We start from the raw sequence: 16,282 nt of genomic DNA, 5'->3' as shown, positions 1-16,282 counted from the left end.
GGCATGCACCACCCCCGACGGGGCGATGGCATGCCCCGTGGTGGGAAAAAAGACGGCGAACCGTCGGTGAAAAGCGATCAGCGGATGGTCAACACCTCGCCCCGCGTAGCGGAGCTAGGCGTCATGTCCCACGCGCGGATGACAGGCACGAACTTGTCGGTGAGGATGCGGGTCTCGGCGATGGAGCCGTCTTCGCGTTCGGTGAATTCCCGCTGGAGCGTCTTGTCCTTGTGGGTGTCACCTTTGACGACGAGCACGCGCCCGGTCTTGGAGCGCACAACCCCCGAGATCGCGCCCGCGGCCAGAGCCAGGGCGAGATGCCAGTGGGACAAGGCACGCGCCGGTGGACGCAGCGATTGCTGCGCGGCCCCCAGGTGCGTGTCCAGCGACGGCCAGAGGCCTTGCAGCCGACCAACCTCATCGGCGAACTGCTCCGGCTCCATCGTCACGCGGAAGAAATGCTCCGGCTCGGCCGGACTGGCGGGGACGATGTACGGCAGGAACGGCCAATCGCTCGGCAGTTCCTCGGCTTCGACTTCGCCAAGCCCAACCTGCAGCAGCAGATTGCGCACGGCCTTGACGCCATCGGGTGCCTGCTCGCGCTGACGCACCCTGCGACCGAAGATCACCACCTGCTTGAACTGCGTTTCCACCGCTCGGTAGATCCGCAGGTCGGTGTAGTGGCGCGTCAGCCAGCCGACCAGCTCCGCGTCGAGCACGTAGCCGGGGACGATGAAGACCAGCACGCCGCCGTACTGCAACAGCGACAGGCTGCGCTGATAGAACAGTTTTTCGAGGCGGGCACGGCCCTGTCCCTGATAACCGATATTGCCGTTGACGTCCTTGGACAGGTCGCCATACGGTGGGTTGAGCCAGAGCAGCCCGAACGACTGCTTGGAGATCATCGCGTCCATGAGGTCCGCATGCAGGCAATGATCGACCAGGCCGCGGGCATGGCGTGCCCGCTCGGCGTCGAACTCGACCGCGAACGCCTTTACCTGCTCGCGCCCGAGGGCATGAGCAGCTTCGGCGATCGCCACGCCTTCGCCTGCGCAGGGATCGAGGATGCACATCGACCCGTCGCTGGGCATCAGTGCGTTGAGGGCTCTTTCGAGCGTGGGTTCATCCGTGGGGAAGTATCCGTTTTTCACGAAATTGCGGGCGAGCCGCGGGAACATGAGGGCCATGGAAGTCTCCTGGTTGGCGGGGATGAAAGGCGGAAGCACGCAGAGGCGTGCTTCCGCGGGTGGGTCAAGCCGCTACCGCTTCCGGCGTCCAAATCTTGGCCGGATAGGGATAGGCGGTGAGTACGTCACTGCGGATCAAGGTGCCCAGCGCCAGGGTCAGCGCCGGCACGTCGATGGCGAGCCGATGACCTTCCAGTGGCCCGAGGGCGAACGGAAGGCGGGCCAGCATCTCGCGGGTTTGCAGCAGTTCCAGCACGGTCTCGCGCCAGTGATCGAGCAGCGGCAACGGGCAGGTGTCCCGCACCAGCGTCCACATGCGGTCAAGCCGGTGGGCGTTGCCGCGTGGCAGCAGTGCGAGCGCGCTGGCGTTGGCCTTGTCGGGCTTCACGCAGCGGCGATCGAACAGCCACACGTTGGAGAGCGATCCGAACAGCGTTCGTCGGTAGGCGCGAGTCATGCGCTTTTCCAGACGATCGACGTTGCCGATGAACACCGGGACGCTGCCGCCCTGGTCGGTGATGACGTGGAACTGGTCCAGTCCCTGCTCGTCGCGCCCGAGGGTCAGGCGAGCGAGGAACTGCTGGACGGCGGTGTCCCGCGCCCAGATCGAGAGGAAGACGAGGTTGCCTTGGTCATCGCCGACGCAAGCGTCGGCCATCACGTCGGGGCATTCGTCGATGCGGTAAAGCGTGGTGGAAGAAGTGTCTGCGGGCATGGTGGTGTCCTCGGATGAACGGGAACAGCACCGCCCGCTGGGGCAAGTACTGCCCCAAGGGGTGGAAGAAAACCGCTCAGTCCGGCTCGAACTGCCGGGTGTGCGGGTTGAAGTGAAGTGCCTTGTCCACCGCGGTAATCGGCGTGAAGCCGTCCAGGTAGATGTTGTTGAGGTACTGGTCGCGGTAGGTCAGTGCCCGCCGCGCCTGATCCTCGGTGAGGCCGTCGCTGATGAAGTACGCCAGCATTTCCTCGTCGGAAGAAACTTCGTCGTTGGACAGACTCCCTTCGACGAGCTTCAACAACGCGGGCGGGAGCGCAGCCAGGATCGGGTCCATGTCGGTTCCTCCTGGCTCAGACCAACAGCGCTGCGGCGGGTGCCGTGGAAGCCGTCGGTGTGCGCCGCCGCGCGTGGTGGGCGCGAACGCCTGCACGCCATTCGGCGGACTGCTCCGGTGCGAGATCCAGATAAGACAGCGGGCACGAGTAGTAGTACGGGTGCATGGACTCTTCCAGTGGCTTGTAACCCCACTGGCTTCCGCCGCGTTCAAGCAGATCGCAGCGGATGTAGCGCAGGGATTGACCCGGTGCGAGATCACGATGCACGCCTTCGACCTTGGCCGTCACTTCCGCGACGGACCAGAGGACGTTGCCACGCAGCGCGTGGGCGATGACCTTGACGCTGGCGCGCTCGGTCTCTTGCGGTGCGATCAGTTCCGCGATCAGTTCAGATCGCGATTGGGGGGAGAAATACCAGCCCATGAAAGGCCTCCTGAAAAGTGGAGCCGGAGGCCTCCCCGCGGGGGAGAACCCCCAGCGGGTGATGGAATGCCGCGTTAGCAGCGATGAAGTCGCGTGTCAGTACTCAAGATCACCGCAACCGGCCGGGCAGCAATCCCGATCGATGCCGTGCATGCAAATGCCGTTTTCGGCATTCCAGTCCTGAGTCTCCTGCCTTTCGGCGGGTGTTGCGTAGTCCCCGTATTCCTCTGCTATCTGCAGGGCATATGCCTGCTGATGCTCGGGTAACCGATGTACTTGCGCGTCAACTTCTGAACTGAACCGTTCCACGTACCAGTCGTGAGACTGTCCGCAGCCATGGATGGCTTGCTTGGCAGCCGTCTCGCAGACAGCCCGCCACGCGGTTTCATCCAGTGCGGAACGGTGGGTATCTGAAGCGATGTTGGACATGATGGAGACCTCCAAAGAAAAGGCCAGGGTCTCCCCCGCATGGGGAAAGAACCCCGGCGGGTGGATGAAGAACACCGCGGATGCGGCGTCTGCGATCACGCAGGTTGCAGTTCGGCCTGGCGGCTCCACTCCTGGGTCTTGAAGTCCAGCGCGTAGCCAAGTTCGCCCAGGCGAACGATCTGCGCGCGCAGGGTGCGGCGGTCGATGGTCGAATCCAGCTTTACGGATTCTCCCAGCGGCCACAGCAGGCCGAACAGTGCAGCGTCGCCATCTTCGGTGCTGCCGGGGGCAGCAGCCGCAGCGGGTGTCGGCGCATCCACACCGAAGGGCGTGGTATCGACCAGCGGGTCCGCAGACGCCAGCACGGGTGCGGGCTTGGCGGGCCTGGATGTTTTGGCAGGTTTGGCCGGCGTTGCCGCAGGCTGCGTCCCTTGCTCTTCGTCAAGGGGATCGACCTCCTGGGTGGCGAAGCTCCGGGCCTCGTCACGGCTCAGTTTGTCGATGCCGTTGAGCGTCATACCGTCGAGGTTGGCGCGAACTTCAAACCGCGCGCCGCCCGCGACCGGATAGGACTTGGCGAAGATATAGCGAATGACGAATTCCCCGTCGTACTTGCCTTCGGGGTACTGCTCCAGCTCCGCGTCCTTGACGGCGAACTCGCCGATGGGGGTGGTCAGACGACCGACCGTGAACGGGCCGTTCTTGCCGCGGATGGTCCGCAACGTGAGCTGGCCCGGGACGACGATGGGCAGGACTGATCTCGTAGGTGCCGATGTGGCTGCCATGATGGTTCTCCTTGGGAAATAGGAAAAAGGCAAGGCCCCGTGAGGGGCCATGCCGGATCAGAACGAAGCAGCCAGTTCCGGCTCCTGCTCCTCGGCTTCACCTTCCGGCTCGCGCTCGGCGGGTTCGGCAGATTGGTCGGCAGCGATTTCGGCGGCAACCTCGGCTTCGGGCGCGGGTGCGTCCTCGGCCTGCGGCGCCTCGGCTTGCGCCTGGCTCGTCGGATAGACCTGGGTGCCGTCGATCTTGATGAGACCGATGTGGACCAGCGTCGATTCAAGGCTCGCTCCCGGTTCCCCGGCGCGCTCGCCTTTGGTGCGGATGTACGGATCGATCTTCATGTCGTTCAGACGGAAGGCGATCAGCACCTTGCGGTCCCCTTCGATGGCCTGCACGCACCGGCGAACCAGGTGCTCGGCTTCAGGGGTAGCGACGATGGTGTCGAAGTACCGATATTCCGGTTCACCGACAGGCCCGGCCAGCGCCGCGACGCTGCACGACAGGAACGGATCGCCATCCTTGCGGGTGACGTCCTTCGGACGGCTGAGGTAGCCGATGCCGCGGGTGATCAGCTCGTGCTGCTTGATCGAAGCCAGTTCGGCCCGGTCGAGCGGCTCGGCCTTGAGCAGTCGCGCCTTGAGGGACGCGGCGGCCTGGCCCTTGTGCTCACCCTTGTCGCGGATGTACGCATCGCCCCACAGGTCGCCGAGGCGGAAGCGCACCAGCGGGCGCTGCTTGGGATCGTCAACGCCGATGTAGCGCTGGACCAGTTTCTTGGCCTCGGCACCCGAGACCTTGACGTCGAAGTAGCGGTAACTGGGATCCTTGGCGGAACCGACCAGTGCGGCGATGGTGCATGCCAGGAAGGGCTGCGCACGGCGGCCGCCCCGGACAGGCACTTCGCGGGCACGTTGGATGTAGCCGATGCCCGAGGTGTGAAGGTCGAAGTATGATTTCTCGTTGGAAGTGGTGTTCATGGTGAATCTCCATTGGAAGAAGCGGAGACACACCAGGCCCACGCATGCGGGGAAGGTGCGTAACCCCGCGGTGGGTTGATAAGGCGAAAGCATCCGCCACCAGAGACTGGTGGCCGCTCGCGGACGGATGCGGTGCGAGCTGGCTCGGTCACGCAGTGGGAACTGCGCCGCAACCTCGATGACCGATGGTTGCCTGGCATGTCGCTGACAACGTCAGCAGGCATGGGGGCAGCATGGCCGGGCTCCGCGCGCGCGACAGCAATCAATCGGCACCCAGACGTTTCCCTTTGTCCACGCCGCCCGATGCCTGCCACAGGCACTTGGGGCCGCGCAGGTGGTCGGGGGTGTCGGCGCGGGGACGGCTGGGACGGCTCCAAGCGCCGCCGCCGCGCGTGCCGACCAGCCGCCAGCCGGCGGCGCGCAGGCTGGCACCACCTTCCTCGGGCAAGGTATAGGTGATCAGCCGCGTGTAGCCGAGGGCCTTGGCCGCCTTCCAAGCGGCGCCATAGAGCTTGCTGCAGGCGTTCGGCGCACCGTCGGTACATAGCCTCGTTACTTCGAGGGTCCAGCCGTCGTCCAAGTGCCGCGCGACCGGGCGACCGACGATGGCCACACCGCAGATGCAATCGCTGCCGCGCGGGGCAACGGCCAGGGCGAACTTCGCCCCTTGGACCGGGCGGTGGTGGCGGTGGTGGTCCTGTACAAAGCCATTAGCGACCCGTAGCGACACGGGCAGGAGTTGCAGCCGTGGCGCGATCAATGGCCTGTCCATGCGCATCAGTCGCCGCAGAAGCAGGCAATGGCTTCCTCGGCGCCATCGAACAGATCGCCCTGGTCGGCAGCGAAGCGCGCCAGATCGGCATAGCTGGGGCCATCGGCGCGGAACCGGGCGCCGCTGGGCTTGCTCGCGAGGTTCAGGGATTCCATGCGAATCCACCACACGGCGGCCTCGGGCCGGGCCTTGATAAGGGCCAGGCGCTGCCCACGCGGCTTGAGGAAACACAGGTCGCAGTTGCCTTCGAGCGTGCGTCCGTTCACCGTCAGCAGGTCGAGGTCGAACGGCTGCGCCTGCCAGAACGCGCTCACGTCGCGCACGGTGACGCCGGCATCCGCCAGCGGCATGCACATGGTCTCGTGGGTCGATTCGGTGGAGTGGCCGCGCGCACGAATCTTGGAGACGCGTCGCTGCTCGTCGGCGCGGATGCCGATCATCTGGTCCCAGTCCGTCCATCCCTGATGCCGCAGGAAGCGGTGCATCGGGCGAATCTTCAGGCTGGTCGTGCAGCCCCGCGCAACGGGATTGGGCAGGTACTGGCGTTTGCGGATCAGCGCCTCGAACGGCTCACCCTGGCGGCTGGCCCGATCGAAGTCGATCAGAGCGAAGCCCGGTTCCATGGGCACGTATTCGAGCCAGCGGATCGGCACCTGCCAGTGCTCGGCGCAATCGCGCACAAAGCGCAAGGTCGCTTCGACTTCCTTGCCCGTGTTGGCGAAGCAGACCTCGGTATCGGCAGGCAGGCCGCCATTGGTCTGCAGCACGCGCCAGAGCATGTAGGCGCTCGTGCGCCCGCCGCTGAAGCTGATGCAGGTGGGCTGGGTGATCTTGAACGGGTCGTGCATGCGTCGTCTCCAGTGGCATGCCGGCGGGCTGGCCGGCGAGGCAGGCCTTGGCGGCCGGAGACGAGCGCGCACGCGGGGACATAGCCGCTGTGCGGAGGAAAAAAGCCCCCGGGGAACCGGGGGCTGAGCAGGACGTGCTGCTGCTTTAAACGGGAGGCACGACCTCCAACGACAAGTGGGTGGCGGTGGCCGACAGCATCAGATCGTCCGCTGTGTGCAAGATGCGGGTGAATACGCCGTCCTTCGGGTCGAAGTACTCGGCGAAGTCGTCGCCGCCCAGCTCGCGTTGGGCGAGGAACCACCAGTCATCGAACGGATCGGTATCCGGGTCGCAGCCGACTGCATAGGCCAGCAACTTCTGGCGTCCGTCCGGGCGGCGTTCCCCGCGCTCGGCGAGGATGTACACGCCTTGGTCCTTGACGAGGACGGCTCGGCACTGGTTGGCGATCGCTTCGGTCAACACAGGGCGCAGGTCGGCGCCCTTGAATCGCAGTGACATGGTTGAAATCTCCTGTACGGATTAGAGAAAAGGCTCTCCACCGAATGGATGGAGAGCCTGTGCGGCACTTGGCCGGATGGACTGAACCGCCGTGGCGGGAACCTCGGGTCAGTCGTGGAGTTGCCTGGCTTCGTTTCGAGGCGTCATGCCGGCACCGCTTGGCGCTGCCGGGGAGCCTTGGTGTCGATCACGCTCACGTCGATCAGGCGCCAGCGACCATCGTCGATGAGCCGCTCCAACACTGCGCCAAGCATGTCGAAATACACCTCGTCGTACCGATCGACCAATTCGCCATCGCGGTGAAGTTCCACCACGTAGGCGTCGCCGCCGCGGTCGTACAGCACCGTGACGCGACCCTTGAACTTCGCGGTCGAGGTCGTGAAGCTGATCGCCGGAGGCGTCTCGATGATCTTGGATGGCTTGGGATCGACCCAGGTGAAATCCCGTGCACCTGCATCGACCAGCATGTGGGTGATCCGCCGGAAGCCATCGGGCGCCGGCATTTCCTCCAGTTGTTCGATGAGCTGGCCCAGTTCCATGCACTGCGGCTTGGGGATGGGCAGCTTGGCGGGCGCGGAGCCAAGGATGTGCGTCTTGACGGTGTAGGGAATGCCGTCGGACGTCATCTCCGTGCGCTCTTCCGGGGTGTCCGCGCGCAGGCCGTCGAAACGGCGCCGTGCGTAGGGTTGGACACGCACCTTGGCGCCTTCGCTGGGAACAGAGGTGACAAGGTTGGGATCGAGCACGGCGAACTCGGATGGCTTGAGCTTGACGACGATGGCATCGTCAGTCGCCGCGACCACCTTGCCGTCGAAGGGCTGGGGATCGATGGCGAAGCCCAGCGTCGAGGACTGCGGCTGATCATCGAACACGCGGTACTTGAACGACCGCACGTTGCGGGGCACATGGCCTGCGACAAGCGAAGGCATCATGGATTTGATGAGGGAACGGTCCATGGGAATCTCCTTGAGGAAGGACAAGGGATTCCCGCCCGCAAGGGAGAGATCCCTTGTGGGTGGCGTGGATGGACGCGGAACGTCCGATAAGAAAAAAGACCAGCACGGTTTCCCGCACTTGCAGCCTTGAAGGTCTCGGCTGTCTGGGCATGTGTCGGCAACGCCGACGAACATGGGGCAAGGATGGCCTCGGAATGGGCGGCTCACCCGCATGAAACGGCACCGCGCCGCACCCGGTTTCCTGCGCTGCGGGCAAGAAAAAGCCCCTCGAAAGGGGCTGGATGGATCAGGCTTCGTACACGAAATAGTGTTCGCGCTGACGTGGAAAGAACACGTGCTTCCACGTGTCGCCGCTGGTGTTGCCACCGTCGAAGACGACCATTTCGTAGTCGTCAATGTCGCTGTCCACCAGGTCGGCGCTGGCGATATGGCGCATGTGTAGCATGCCTCTCGTGCGCTCGAATACCAGGATCTGGCCGATGGCGTCGTCCTGGCTCATGGCGTTGACGCAGGCTCCGAGCTGGTGCTCGAAGTCGGGTGCATGCGAGATGAGGTCGGGGAACATGAGGTTGCTCCTATGAAAATGGATCAGCCCAGCTCCGGGTGGGAGACGGGCTGACATGGGGGAGAACAAAGAGGAAGAATGGTGCGTGGCGCGACTGCTAGGACTCGGCCAGCGGCAAGCCCAGTAGCGCGGGCGCATCAGCGTCGAGGATGAGAATGCGCACATCGGCCTGGCCAGCCAGTTCAAGGATGTTCGCCAGGTCGTCCGGCATGCCCTTGTTCCGGTGCTCTTGTCGAAGCTGCTCCGCGCCGATGCCCTCGGCATGCTCCAGGTTCTGGTCCGTCCAGGGCGTGGAAATCAGCTTGACGCCGATCGCCGGGCTGTACGGAACCCGGAAGGCGATGAACAGAAAGGCCTCCGGCGTGGCGAGGTCTGCCAGGTTGGCGAGGTACTGGCCGGTTTTCCGGCTGATGTGCGCGCTGCTGATTTCCCAGCATCGGCTGTAATAGCCGGTCTCGAAACTCAACCGCTGCACCACGTCTCGCGCGGCTTCGGCCGAATAAGTGTCACCGACGTGGATCGGGCGGCCGTCGAAGTCGTCGCCATGAATGGCATAGACCACGGCACCAACTACGCCTTCGCCGCTGACGCCTTCAACAGCATTGCATTCGGCCATCAGTTCGGCGCTGACAGGTTCAGTGCCATTCCTGACCACCGCGAACTCGCTGGTGACGATGCAGGGGGAAGAAACCAGTTCCTCATCGGAGAGGTGCTGTTGGCTCACGTGGATGGCTCGCCACACATGCGGGCTTCCGTCCTCGTAGCTGATGGACAGCGTGCGGACGATTTTCAGATTCCAGTAGCCGCGGACAAAGGGATTGGGATTTTGGGACATGGGATTTCTCCAGATTGAATAATGGAGCCAATCCCCGCCACCGGGAATTGGACCCGGTGGGTTGAAAAGAGAAAATGCGTCAGTCGGCACTGATCGTTGGCGTCTGGGCCAGCCGTTCGGCGATGCGATGGCGCACATTCAGGCGGAAATGCTCGTCGTTGATGCCCGCGAGCAGATTGGCGGCCTCCAGTGCGATCAACGCCGAGGCCTCTTCGATGTCGCTGGCCTTAATGGCTTTGCGCAGTTGGTCGCCGAGTTGGAGTGCCTGCGAGGACGTTCTGAAGACCTGGACCTCGCGGCTCAGGTAGCAGCCGCTGCCGCCGAACTCGAACAGCCTTGGCTTGCTGCAATACCAGCAGCCCTCGAACTGGATGGCGGTCAGGTCATGGCCGTCGTCGAAGCAGGTTGCGATCAGAAGTAAGGCCTCCAGATCGGCGCTGTCCTCGAACTGGTGTTGTTCGATCAGGTTCTGCAGTTCCTGATCCTGGTCGGCTCCGAAGTGCACGGCCAGCAGTTCGAGCAGTGGAGGAATCGACAAGCCTTCGTCGTCGGGCATGGGTATGCCGAGTTGCGCTGCGAGGTCTTCCAGGCCGCCCAGCACATTCGACCATTGCGGATAATTGGTCTCGGCGATCCTGGCGATGTAGGCATGCCCGTTGCCGGGATAGCTTTCATCCAATGCGAAGACGCCGAACAGCGCCTTGATGACGGGGGTAACACGATCAAGCATGAGAACGCCCGTGCCCTCGTAGTAGTTGTTTGCCATGGTGGCTCCTTTCGAGAAGTGAGCGGAGCCAGCCCATGCGGACGGTGGCATCCGCAAGTAATAGCCCGAGGCCGTTGGCGCTGGGCGATGGCGAAGAAATTGAGGAACATGGCTTTGTGGGCGCATGTCCCTCTCGGGGGGAACGAAAAGCAGTGGTGCGCCGGGGACCGGCTCACCAGCCGTTGTAGTTCACCAGCAGGTCGGCGATGACCTTGCGGCGTTGCAGATCGAGACCGTCGAAGTCCGACAGTCCGTTGAAGTGGCAGCGCTTGAGCATGGCACCGCCCTCGCGCGCGTTGTAGAAGCTGACCATGGCGGACAGGAACATGCGTTCGCCGCTGCTCAGGACGCCGAGGGCATCGTTGAGCTGCAGCATGTTGGGACGCAGATCCCACTTGCTCTTGGCCTGGTTCAGACCTTCACGGGTGCCGTCACCGAACCATTCGGGGCCAGCGATCTCGACACCGCGCTTCCAGGCCTCGAAGAAGGCTTGGGGCGCGGCAGCGAAATGCTGTTCTTCCCGCATGATCTGATCGACGATTTCCCGCGGCAGTAGCTGGTTCATGACGTGATTCCTCCAGTTGGATCAGGGAATGGCGAGCTGGGACCAGCCGCCTCTTTCGAGGGCACGTTGAGCCGCGGCATAGCTGCGGAAGTACTCGCGGGATTCCCGCGAAACGGGGCCTTCGGTATCGCGCGTGCCGATGTAGTGACCGGCGGCGCTTTGCAGGACTTCGAGCGGCAGAAACTTGCCGCAGTAGGTCAGGGCCAGTTGGCCGAAAGAGGCTTGCTGGGACATGGACGGGCTCCTTGGAAAAGCGGGGCCTCGTCCCTCACGGGATGGCAGCTCCCGCACGCGGTTGATAAAAAGCATCGACGTCACGGGGACGCGCGTCCGCAGACTTGATGCGATGCGGACTGGTGGGCAACGCGGGAGAGACCCGCGGCAGCCTGAAACCCTGGCTGCTGGCATGTGCTGACGAATCAGCGAACATGCGGGCAGCTTCGTGCGCGGGCCGCGCTGCGTCAGTTGGAAAACGGCATCCGGCCCAGCCCCGATTGATGGGCACCGAAAAAAAGAAGCCCCGCATCGAGTGCGGGGCTGTCAGGAGGGGGCGTCGGCGCTGGGTCAGGCGGGCTTGTCGCCCAGGACATGCTGCTTCCACAGGTCAAATGCTTGCTCGGGCGGAAGCTCGGCGAGGATGACGATGGGTTGGGCCTGTCGGGCGCGCAGCGAAGCGAAATACGCTTTGCGGTCGGCGATGGCCTTGAGCTTGATGCCCTTGATGAACAGCAGTTTGCCGTCCTTGATGAACAGCACCTTGTTGCCGATGTCGCGGTTGAACGCGGCTCGCACCTTGCGCTCGGCGTGCATGGCATCGGCCAGTTCATCGATCAGGAAGTCGAGCGTCATGTCGATGTAATGAGGGTCTTCACCCTCGTGGACCGAGGTCGAGCGGTGCAGGCGGCAGGCCCTTGGCGAAGGCTTCGGCCTGCGCCAGCAGCGCCGCCTTGCCATTGAGCGCGTGGACGAACGTCGAGCCGCCGTGGCCGTCGTTGCGGGCCTCGGCGATGGGAGTGCCGTCGAACACGACGGTGGCGCTGAAGCACATCGTTTCCTCGCTGGCGAAGTCGGCCACCTTGAGGTTCTTCAGCGTGATGCGGTCTTGCTTGGTGATGTTATCCATGGGAAGTCCTGAAATCGACCGGGTGGCGACATGCCCCCGACGGGACGTGGCGGCCATCCCGTGGGTTGGAAAAAAAGAGGCATCGATGCCCCGGTGGGCAGCGTTCGCCGGTGAGATGCCGAGGCGAACTGGTGGGTGGCGCGGGTAGAACCCACGGCAGCCTGGACACCCCGGCTGCTGGCTGCTGCCGACACGTCGGCAATGCAGGAGGAAGAATGGCGTGGCCCGCTGGCGACGTCGTGCATCAATCCGGAGCTGTCGATCCCGTCTTGTGCAGGCACTGCACCAGCCGCTGGCCAAGCCACGCAACGCACGGCACCGCCATGGAATTGCCGATTGCCTTGTAGCGCGGAGCATCCGCGGCGGGCTTGCCGCGGTACGGGATCAGCGTGTAGTCGTCGGGCATGCCTTGCAGCCGCTCGCATTCCACGGGCATTAGCCGCCGCACCCGCCAGTGCGACCAGTCGCCGGGGCCGGGCTCGCTCCAGTCGTAACGGAAATGCGCCTCGAAGTCGGGTGCCAGCACATGGGGCTTGTCAGCGCCGCCGCCGCTGGTGCGCAGTGCGTCCGATACGCCGCCGCCCAGTTCCGCGGTAAGACCCTGCTGCCGTCCCCGCAGGGCAACGCAGGCCACCATCGGCACGCCATAGCCCGGCTTGCCGTTGGAAAGGACGGTGCAAGCTACCTGCCCATGGCCCGACTCGAAACGCACTTCGCCGCGGTTGTTCTGCGCGAAGGCGATGGCGGGCACGACACCGGCGTTCGCATGGCTGTTGCGGTGCCCACCTGCACGCAGCGTCGGAGCCCGATCCATCGTGGCATCCGCGCCGCTGCCCTGCGCGGTGAAAGCGATGATCGGCACACCCTTGCCCGTACCGTCTTCGCTGCTGCCCTTGCCGCCGTTGGCAGTGTCGAGGGTGTGGGCGATGCTGCCGGCGATCGACTGCACCATGAACGTCTCCGTGCGGATGTCGTGCTTGGGGCCTGCGGCCATGAGACATGCCGCCACATCGACGGGGCCGGTGCCGCCACTGAATCCGAAGGTCATCGTGACCGTGCCGTAGGGCTGCTTCAGTCCTGCGTATCCGCCTGCTGCTTCAGCACCCGATCCAGCAGCACGGGCAGCTTCTTGCCACGGCGCGCTGCCCGCAGAAGAATCCCCGAGCAGGCCTGTGCGCTCAAAAAGTACTTCGACGGGATCGAGGCCATCTCCACCACTTGCCACAAGAAACACACGCTTGCGGCGTTGGGCGACACCGAAATATTGAGCGTCGAGCACGCGCCAGGCGATGCGGCGCCGGGGTCCAGACACACAACCTGCGTGCGCCCATTTTTCCCCTGGCGGTTGGAGCGCACAGCCTTCTCCGGCCAGTGCGCCCAGGAAATGCCCGAAGGCATTGCTGCGGTCGTTGAGGACGCCGGGGACGTTTTCCCAGACGAGGGTTGCCGACGGGCGGCGGTCTTGGTGGCGGGTTTGGTCGATGGCATTTGCAAGCTCCACATAGGCAAGGGTCAAGGCGCCGCGCGGGTCATTCAGTCCCTGGCGCGCGCCGGCTACGCTGAACGACTGGCACGGTGTGCCGCCGACCAGGATGTCGGGCGCCGGCACGGTGCCGGCGCGCACCTGGCGGGCGATCGCAGTCATGTCGCCCAGGTTGGGCACGTGGGGGTAACGATGGGCGAGCACGGCGCTCGGGAACGGCTCGATCTCAGCGAACCACGCAGCTTCGAGGCCGAGGGGTTGCCAGGCGAGGCTCACGGCCTCGATGCCGCTGCACACGCTGCCGTAGAGCAGCGGCGCGTTGCGCGGCCTGCCGTGTGTTGGGGGGCAAGGATGGGGGTTCATGTCGGGTCTCCTGTTCGTGTGGCCCAGGGCCGTTGGGCGGGGGGCCGGGACATTGATGGGCAGGAGAAAGGCGCCGAAGGCCCTGCGGCCTTCGGCTCGGGAGGAAAGAGGAACCACCCGTGGGCTGATTGGCAGGCCCGGTCGTCGCTAAAACCGTCTGCTGTCAGCAATCACACCCGGCCCATGTCGTGGCTGGGGCCGGCATCGTCTGGCGCACATCCGCGCACAAAGGGAGCCCGTTTTTGCGCCGGCGGGCACCGGCACCGAATACCGCTGACCACGAACGGTCTCCGGGTGGCTCGTGCAGTTCGACAAGCCATCGGGAGACCCTTCGCAGTGGGCGGAAGAAATGCAGATCAGCAGAACGCGCGGGATGCGGTTCGCGGAGAAGCTACCTTCAGGTCCCGTGGCCGGAGCGGCCAGGCGGGACGCGCGCACGGATCAAGAAGGCGTTGCGCGCTGGGCGTCCCGCAGGGCGTGCGGGACAAGGGCCACGCCGCCGATGGCGGGCACGGCTCACGGGGAACGGGGTCGGGTCAGGAACCTTGGCGGCCGCTGCGGTGCGGGCGCGAGGCACCGCGCTTGGACGTGCCGGATTCGACCGGCAGCGTGCCTTTGCAGTCGGGGTAACGACTGCACGACCAAAACGGGCCGCTCTTGCCGCTGCGCTGACGCGTGGGTGCGCCGCACTGCGGGCATGCCGGCCCTTGGGGAACCTTGATGGACAGGGACGCGATGCTGTACTGCGCGATCAACTGCGAAATCCATGCAGCCTGCTTTCCGATGAATACGTCCAGCGTAAGCTGTCCAGCTTCGATCATGTCGAGCGCCTGTTCCCAGACAGCGGTAGTGCCAGGGTCGGCGATCGCCGCGGGCACGGCGTCGATCAGTGTGAAAGCAGCATCGGATGCGCGGATGGCGCGCCCCTTCTTCACGATATAGCCGCGTGCGATCAGGCCGCTGATGATGTTGGCTCGCGTCGCTTCGGTGCCGATGCCGACCGTGTCCCTGAACTTCTGCTTCAGGCGCGGGTCCGTCACCAGCTTGGCGACTCCCTTCATGGATTTGACAAGTTCGCCCTGCGTGTACGGCCTGGGTGGCAGCGTCTTGAGCGCCTTCAGATCGACGTCGGCCACCAGACATGCCAAGCCCTCGCGCAGCGCGGGAAGCACCTGGCTGCGCGCCGCAGCGTCGCCGTCCTCGTCGGGCTGAGGCTCGGTCAGTACCAGGGGCCAGCCCTTCACCACGACCTGCTTGCCCGTGGCCGCCAGTTTCTGCTGGCCGCAGGCTAGGTTCGCCACGGTGCGATCGAACTCGTGGTGAGGGAGGAACTGCGCGAGGTAATGCGCCCGGATCAGCCGGTACACCGCCAACTCCTTCTCGCTCATGGCCGAGAGGTTCGCTGGTTCGAGCGTCGGAATGATGCCGTGGTGCGCCGTGACCTTGCCGTCATTCCATGCACGCGAGCGCTGGGAGCGGTCGAGCTGGTCCATGATCGGGCGCAGCGAGGGATCGGTCCTGAGCAGACTGTCGAGAACCGTGGACACCTCGGCGAACATGCTTTCGGGCAGATAGCCGGAATCCGAGCGCGGGTACGTCGTGGCTTTGTGCGTCTCGTACAGGGCCTGGGCGATCTCCAGGGTTTCCTGCACGTCCAGCCCAAGTTGCTTGGAACAAACCTCCTGCAAGGTGCCCAGGTCGAACAGCAGCGGCGGGCCTTCGCGCACGCGCTCGGTCTCGACCGACACCACCTGCGCGCTGCCCGCGCCGCGAATCTGCTGCGCGGCCCGCTGTGCGACCGGCTGCTGCAGGCAGCGGCCCGTGTCGTCGGTGTAGGCATCGGGCGGAACCCATTGCGCGGTGAAAGACTGGCCGCTTGCGGACAGGGACACGTCGATGGCCCAGTACGGTACGGACACGAAGGCCGCAATTTCGCGGTCGCGGTCCACCACGAGCTTGAGCGTCGGTGTCTGCACGCGGCCGACCGACAGCACGCCGTCGTAGCCCGCTTGTCGACCGAGCACGGTGAACAGGCGGCTGAGGTTCATTCCCACGAGCCAGTCGGCCCGCGATCGTGCCAGCGCCGAGTAGTACATCGGCAGCGTCTCGGCCGATGGCCTGAGCTTGCCCAGTGCGGCGCGGATGGACGCATCGTTGAGTGCCGACAACCATAGCCGCTCGATGGGGCCGCGGTAGCCGCACAGTTCGATGATCTCGCGAGCGATCAACTCGCCTTCGCGGTCGGCATCGGTGGCGATGACAAGCTGGGTCGCCTTCGCCAGAAGCGCCTTGACGACCTTGAATTGCGTGGCGGTCTTCGGTTTGACCTCGACCCGCCAATTCTGGGGAATGATGGGCAACTGCTCAATGGACCAGCGCTTCAACTGCTCGTCGTAGGCTTCGGGCGCAGCGGCTTCTACGAGATGGCCGATGCACCAGGTGACAGTGACGCCGGAACCGTTGAGACAGCCTTCACCGCGCTGCGTGGCGCCGAGAATCCGGCCAATGTCTTTGCCCTGGGAGGGCTTCTCGCACAAGAACAGCCGCATATCCGTCCATCCGATTCCCGTGGTTCATGGAGTTGCTGGGATCGAGCATGCCGAGCACCACCAGGAGCAGCAGCAAACAAGCGGCACGCGGCGGCGACCGCTTTCA

General features: G+C 64.7%; 20 protein-coding genes. All 20 read right to left on the bottom strand.

Translation table 11 applies throughout. The features are described 5' to 3' along the window. Positions 1-77 precede the first annotated feature (77 nt). The 20 genes from PKB_RS17525 to PKB_RS17435 all read right to left on the bottom strand — a co-directional run bounded on the left by PKB_RS17525 (position 78) and on the right by PKB_RS17435 (position 16,176). On the bottom strand, positions 78-1,211 hold the full coding sequence (locus PKB_RS17525) for a DUF6094 domain-containing protein (protein WP_267886376.1): 1,134 nt from the start codon (positions 1,209-1,211) through the stop codon (positions 78-80). A gap of 40 nt (positions 1,212-1,251) precedes the next feature. Continuing rightward, positions 1,252-1,902, bottom strand: a complete 651-nt coding sequence (locus tag PKB_RS17520; RefSeq protein WP_011489295.1) for a hypothetical protein — start codon at positions 1,900-1,902, stop codon at positions 1,252-1,254. Between the two features lie 76 nt (positions 1,903-1,978). Continuing rightward, on the bottom strand, positions 1,979-2,239 hold the full coding sequence (locus PKB_RS17515) for a hypothetical protein (protein WP_011489294.1): 261 nt from the start codon (positions 2,237-2,239) through the stop codon (positions 1,979-1,981). A gap of 16 nt (positions 2,240-2,255) precedes the next feature. Continuing rightward, positions 2,256-2,663: a hypothetical protein gene (locus PKB_RS17510; RefSeq protein ID WP_003460301.1), complete on the bottom strand. Its 408-nt coding sequence runs from the start codon at positions 2,661-2,663 to the stop codon at positions 2,256-2,258. 96 nt (positions 2,664-2,759) lie between these two features. Beyond that, positions 2,760-3,191, bottom strand: a complete 432-nt coding sequence (locus PKB_RS17505) for a hypothetical protein (RefSeq protein ID WP_020207155.1) — start codon at positions 3,189-3,191, stop codon at positions 2,760-2,762. Then, a complete protein-coding gene (locus PKB_RS17500) occupies positions 3,188-3,877 on the bottom strand; it encodes a DUF3275 family protein (RefSeq protein ID WP_003290199.1) in 690 nt (229 codons plus the stop codon). Before PKB_RS17500 ends, PKB_RS17505 begins: the two co-directional genes overlap by 4 nt. Positions 3,878-3,934: 57 nt before the next feature. After that, positions 3,935-4,852, bottom strand: coding sequence for a DUF3577 domain-containing protein (locus PKB_RS17495; RefSeq protein WP_003290197.1), 918 nt, complete (start codon positions 4,850-4,852; stop codon positions 3,935-3,937). Positions 4,853-5,114: 262 nt separating this feature from the next. Next, positions 5,115-5,582, bottom strand: coding sequence for an XF1762 family protein (locus PKB_RS30025; protein WP_242411177.1), 468 nt, complete (start codon positions 5,580-5,582; stop codon positions 5,115-5,117). A gap of 47 nt (positions 5,583-5,629) precedes the next feature. Further along, positions 5,630-6,472: a phosphoadenosine phosphosulfate reductase domain-containing protein gene (locus tag PKB_RS17485; RefSeq protein WP_011489292.1), complete on the bottom strand. Its 843-nt coding sequence runs from the start codon at positions 6,470-6,472 to the stop codon at positions 5,630-5,632. Between the two features lie 145 nt (positions 6,473-6,617). Beyond that, positions 6,618-6,971 (bottom strand): DUF3085 domain-containing protein, encoded by a 354-nt coding sequence (locus PKB_RS17480; RefSeq protein ID WP_003290193.1) that lies wholly within the window; start codon positions 6,969-6,971, stop codon positions 6,618-6,620. A 143-nt stretch (positions 6,972-7,114) separates the two neighbouring features. Next, positions 7,115-7,927, bottom strand: a complete 813-nt coding sequence (locus tag PKB_RS17475) for a hypothetical protein (protein ID WP_003290192.1) — start codon at positions 7,925-7,927, stop codon at positions 7,115-7,117. 286 nt (positions 7,928-8,213) lie between these two features. Next, entirely contained in the window at positions 8,214-8,492 is a 279-nt protein-coding gene (locus PKB_RS17470; RefSeq protein WP_003290191.1) for a hypothetical protein, read from the bottom strand. Between the two features lie 97 nt (positions 8,493-8,589). Beyond that, positions 8,590-9,327 carry a DUF5983 family protein gene (locus PKB_RS17465; protein ID WP_011489289.1) on the bottom strand — a complete coding sequence of 246 codons (738 nt, stop codon included), beginning with the start codon at positions 9,325-9,327 and terminating at the stop codon, positions 8,590-8,592. Between the two features lie 79 nt (positions 9,328-9,406). Continuing rightward, positions 9,407-10,093, bottom strand: coding sequence for a hypothetical protein (locus PKB_RS17460; protein WP_011489288.1), 687 nt, complete (start codon positions 10,091-10,093; stop codon positions 9,407-9,409). A gap of 172 nt (positions 10,094-10,265) precedes the next feature. After that, positions 10,266-10,658, bottom strand: coding sequence for a hypothetical protein (locus PKB_RS17455; protein ID WP_011489287.1), 393 nt, complete (start codon positions 10,656-10,658; stop codon positions 10,266-10,268). A gap of 21 nt (positions 10,659-10,679) precedes the next feature. Continuing rightward, positions 10,680-10,892, bottom strand: a complete 213-nt coding sequence (locus tag PKB_RS17450; protein ID WP_003290186.1) for a hypothetical protein — start codon at positions 10,890-10,892, stop codon at positions 10,680-10,682. A gap of 330 nt (positions 10,893-11,222) precedes the next feature. Beyond that, entirely contained in the window at positions 11,223-11,507 is a 285-nt protein-coding gene (locus PKB_RS30020) for a hypothetical protein (protein ID WP_242411178.1), read from the bottom strand. Positions 11,508-11,526: 19 nt separating this feature from the next. Beyond that, positions 11,527-11,781 (bottom strand): hypothetical protein, encoded by a 255-nt coding sequence (locus tag PKB_RS30015; protein ID WP_197539229.1) that lies wholly within the window; start codon positions 11,779-11,781, stop codon positions 11,527-11,529. A 244-nt stretch (positions 11,782-12,025) separates the two neighbouring features. Continuing rightward, entirely contained in the window at positions 12,026-13,627 is a 1,602-nt protein-coding gene (locus tag PKB_RS17440; protein ID WP_011489284.1) for a DNA cytosine methyltransferase, read from the bottom strand. A gap of 536 nt (positions 13,628-14,163) precedes the next feature. Further along, positions 14,164-16,176: a DNA topoisomerase III gene (locus PKB_RS17435; protein ID WP_011489283.1), complete on the bottom strand. Its 2,013-nt coding sequence runs from the start codon at positions 16,174-16,176 to the stop codon at positions 14,164-14,166. Positions 16,177-16,282 lie beyond the last annotated feature (106 nt).

This window comes from Pseudomonas knackmussii B13 (genome assembly GCF_000689415.1).
Taxonomy (GTDB): Bacteria; Pseudomonadota; Gammaproteobacteria; order Pseudomonadales; family Pseudomonadaceae; genus Pseudomonas; species Pseudomonas knackmussii.
The sequence above is the reverse complement of the archived record's forward strand: the minus strand, read 5'-3'. Positions and strand labels throughout refer to the sequence as shown.

Bases quoted from the DNA above. Each gene is read 5' to 3' on its own strand.
- PKB_RS17520 (WP_011489295.1), bottom strand. From the start codon at position 1,902: ATGCCCGCAGACACTTCTTCCACCACGCTTTACCGCATCGACGAATGC.
- PKB_RS17515 (WP_011489294.1), bottom strand. From the start codon at position 2,239: ATGGACCCGATCCTGGCTGCGCTCCCGCCCGCGTTGTTGAAGCTCGTC.
- PKB_RS17510 (WP_003460301.1), bottom strand. From the start codon at position 2,663: ATGGGCTGGTATTTCTCCCCCCAATCGCGATCTGAACTGATCGCGGAA.
- PKB_RS17500 (WP_003290199.1), bottom strand. From the start codon at position 3,877: ATGGCAGCCACATCGGCACCTACGAGATCAGTCCTGCCCATCGTCGTC.
- PKB_RS17495 (WP_003290197.1), bottom strand. From the start codon at position 4,852: ATGAACACCACTTCCAACGAGAAATCATACTTCGACCTTCACACCTCG.
- PKB_RS17485 (WP_011489292.1), bottom strand. From the start codon at position 6,472: ATGCACGACCCGTTCAAGATCACCCAGCCCACCTGCATCAGCTTCAGC.
- PKB_RS17480 (WP_003290193.1), bottom strand. From the start codon at position 6,971: ATGTCACTGCGATTCAAGGGCGCCGACCTGCGCCCTGTGTTGACCGAA.
- PKB_RS17475 (WP_003290192.1), bottom strand. From the start codon at position 7,927: ATGGACCGTTCCCTCATCAAATCCATGATGCCTTCGCTTGTCGCAGGC.
- PKB_RS17470 (WP_003290191.1), bottom strand. From the start codon at position 8,492: ATGTTCCCCGACCTCATCTCGCATGCACCCGACTTCGAGCACCAGCTC.
- PKB_RS17465 (WP_011489289.1), bottom strand. From the start codon at position 9,327: ATGTCCCAAAATCCCAATCCCTTTGTCCGCGGCTACTGGAATCTGAAA.
- PKB_RS17460 (WP_011489288.1), bottom strand. From the start codon at position 10,093: ATGGCAAACAACTACTACGAGGGCACGGGCGTTCTCATGCTTGATCGT.
- PKB_RS17455 (WP_011489287.1), bottom strand. From the start codon at position 10,658: ATGAACCAGCTACTGCCGCGGGAAATCGTCGATCAGATCATGCGGGAA.
- PKB_RS17450 (WP_003290186.1), bottom strand. From the start codon at position 10,892: ATGTCCCAGCAAGCCTCTTTCGGCCAACTGGCCCTGACCTACTGCGGC.
- PKB_RS30020 (WP_242411178.1), bottom strand. From the start codon at position 11,507: ATGACGCTCGACTTCCTGATCGATGAACTGGCCGATGCCATGCACGCC.
- PKB_RS30015 (WP_197539229.1), bottom strand. From the start codon at position 11,781: ATGGATAACATCACCAAGCAAGACCGCATCACGCTGAAGAACCTCAAG.
- PKB_RS17440 (WP_011489284.1), bottom strand. From the start codon at position 13,627: ATGAACCCCCATCCTTGCCCCCCAACACACGGCAGGCCGCGCAACGCG.
- PKB_RS17435 (WP_011489283.1), bottom strand. From the start codon at position 16,176: ATGCGGCTGTTCTTGTGCGAGAAGCCCTCCCAGGGCAAAGACATTGGC.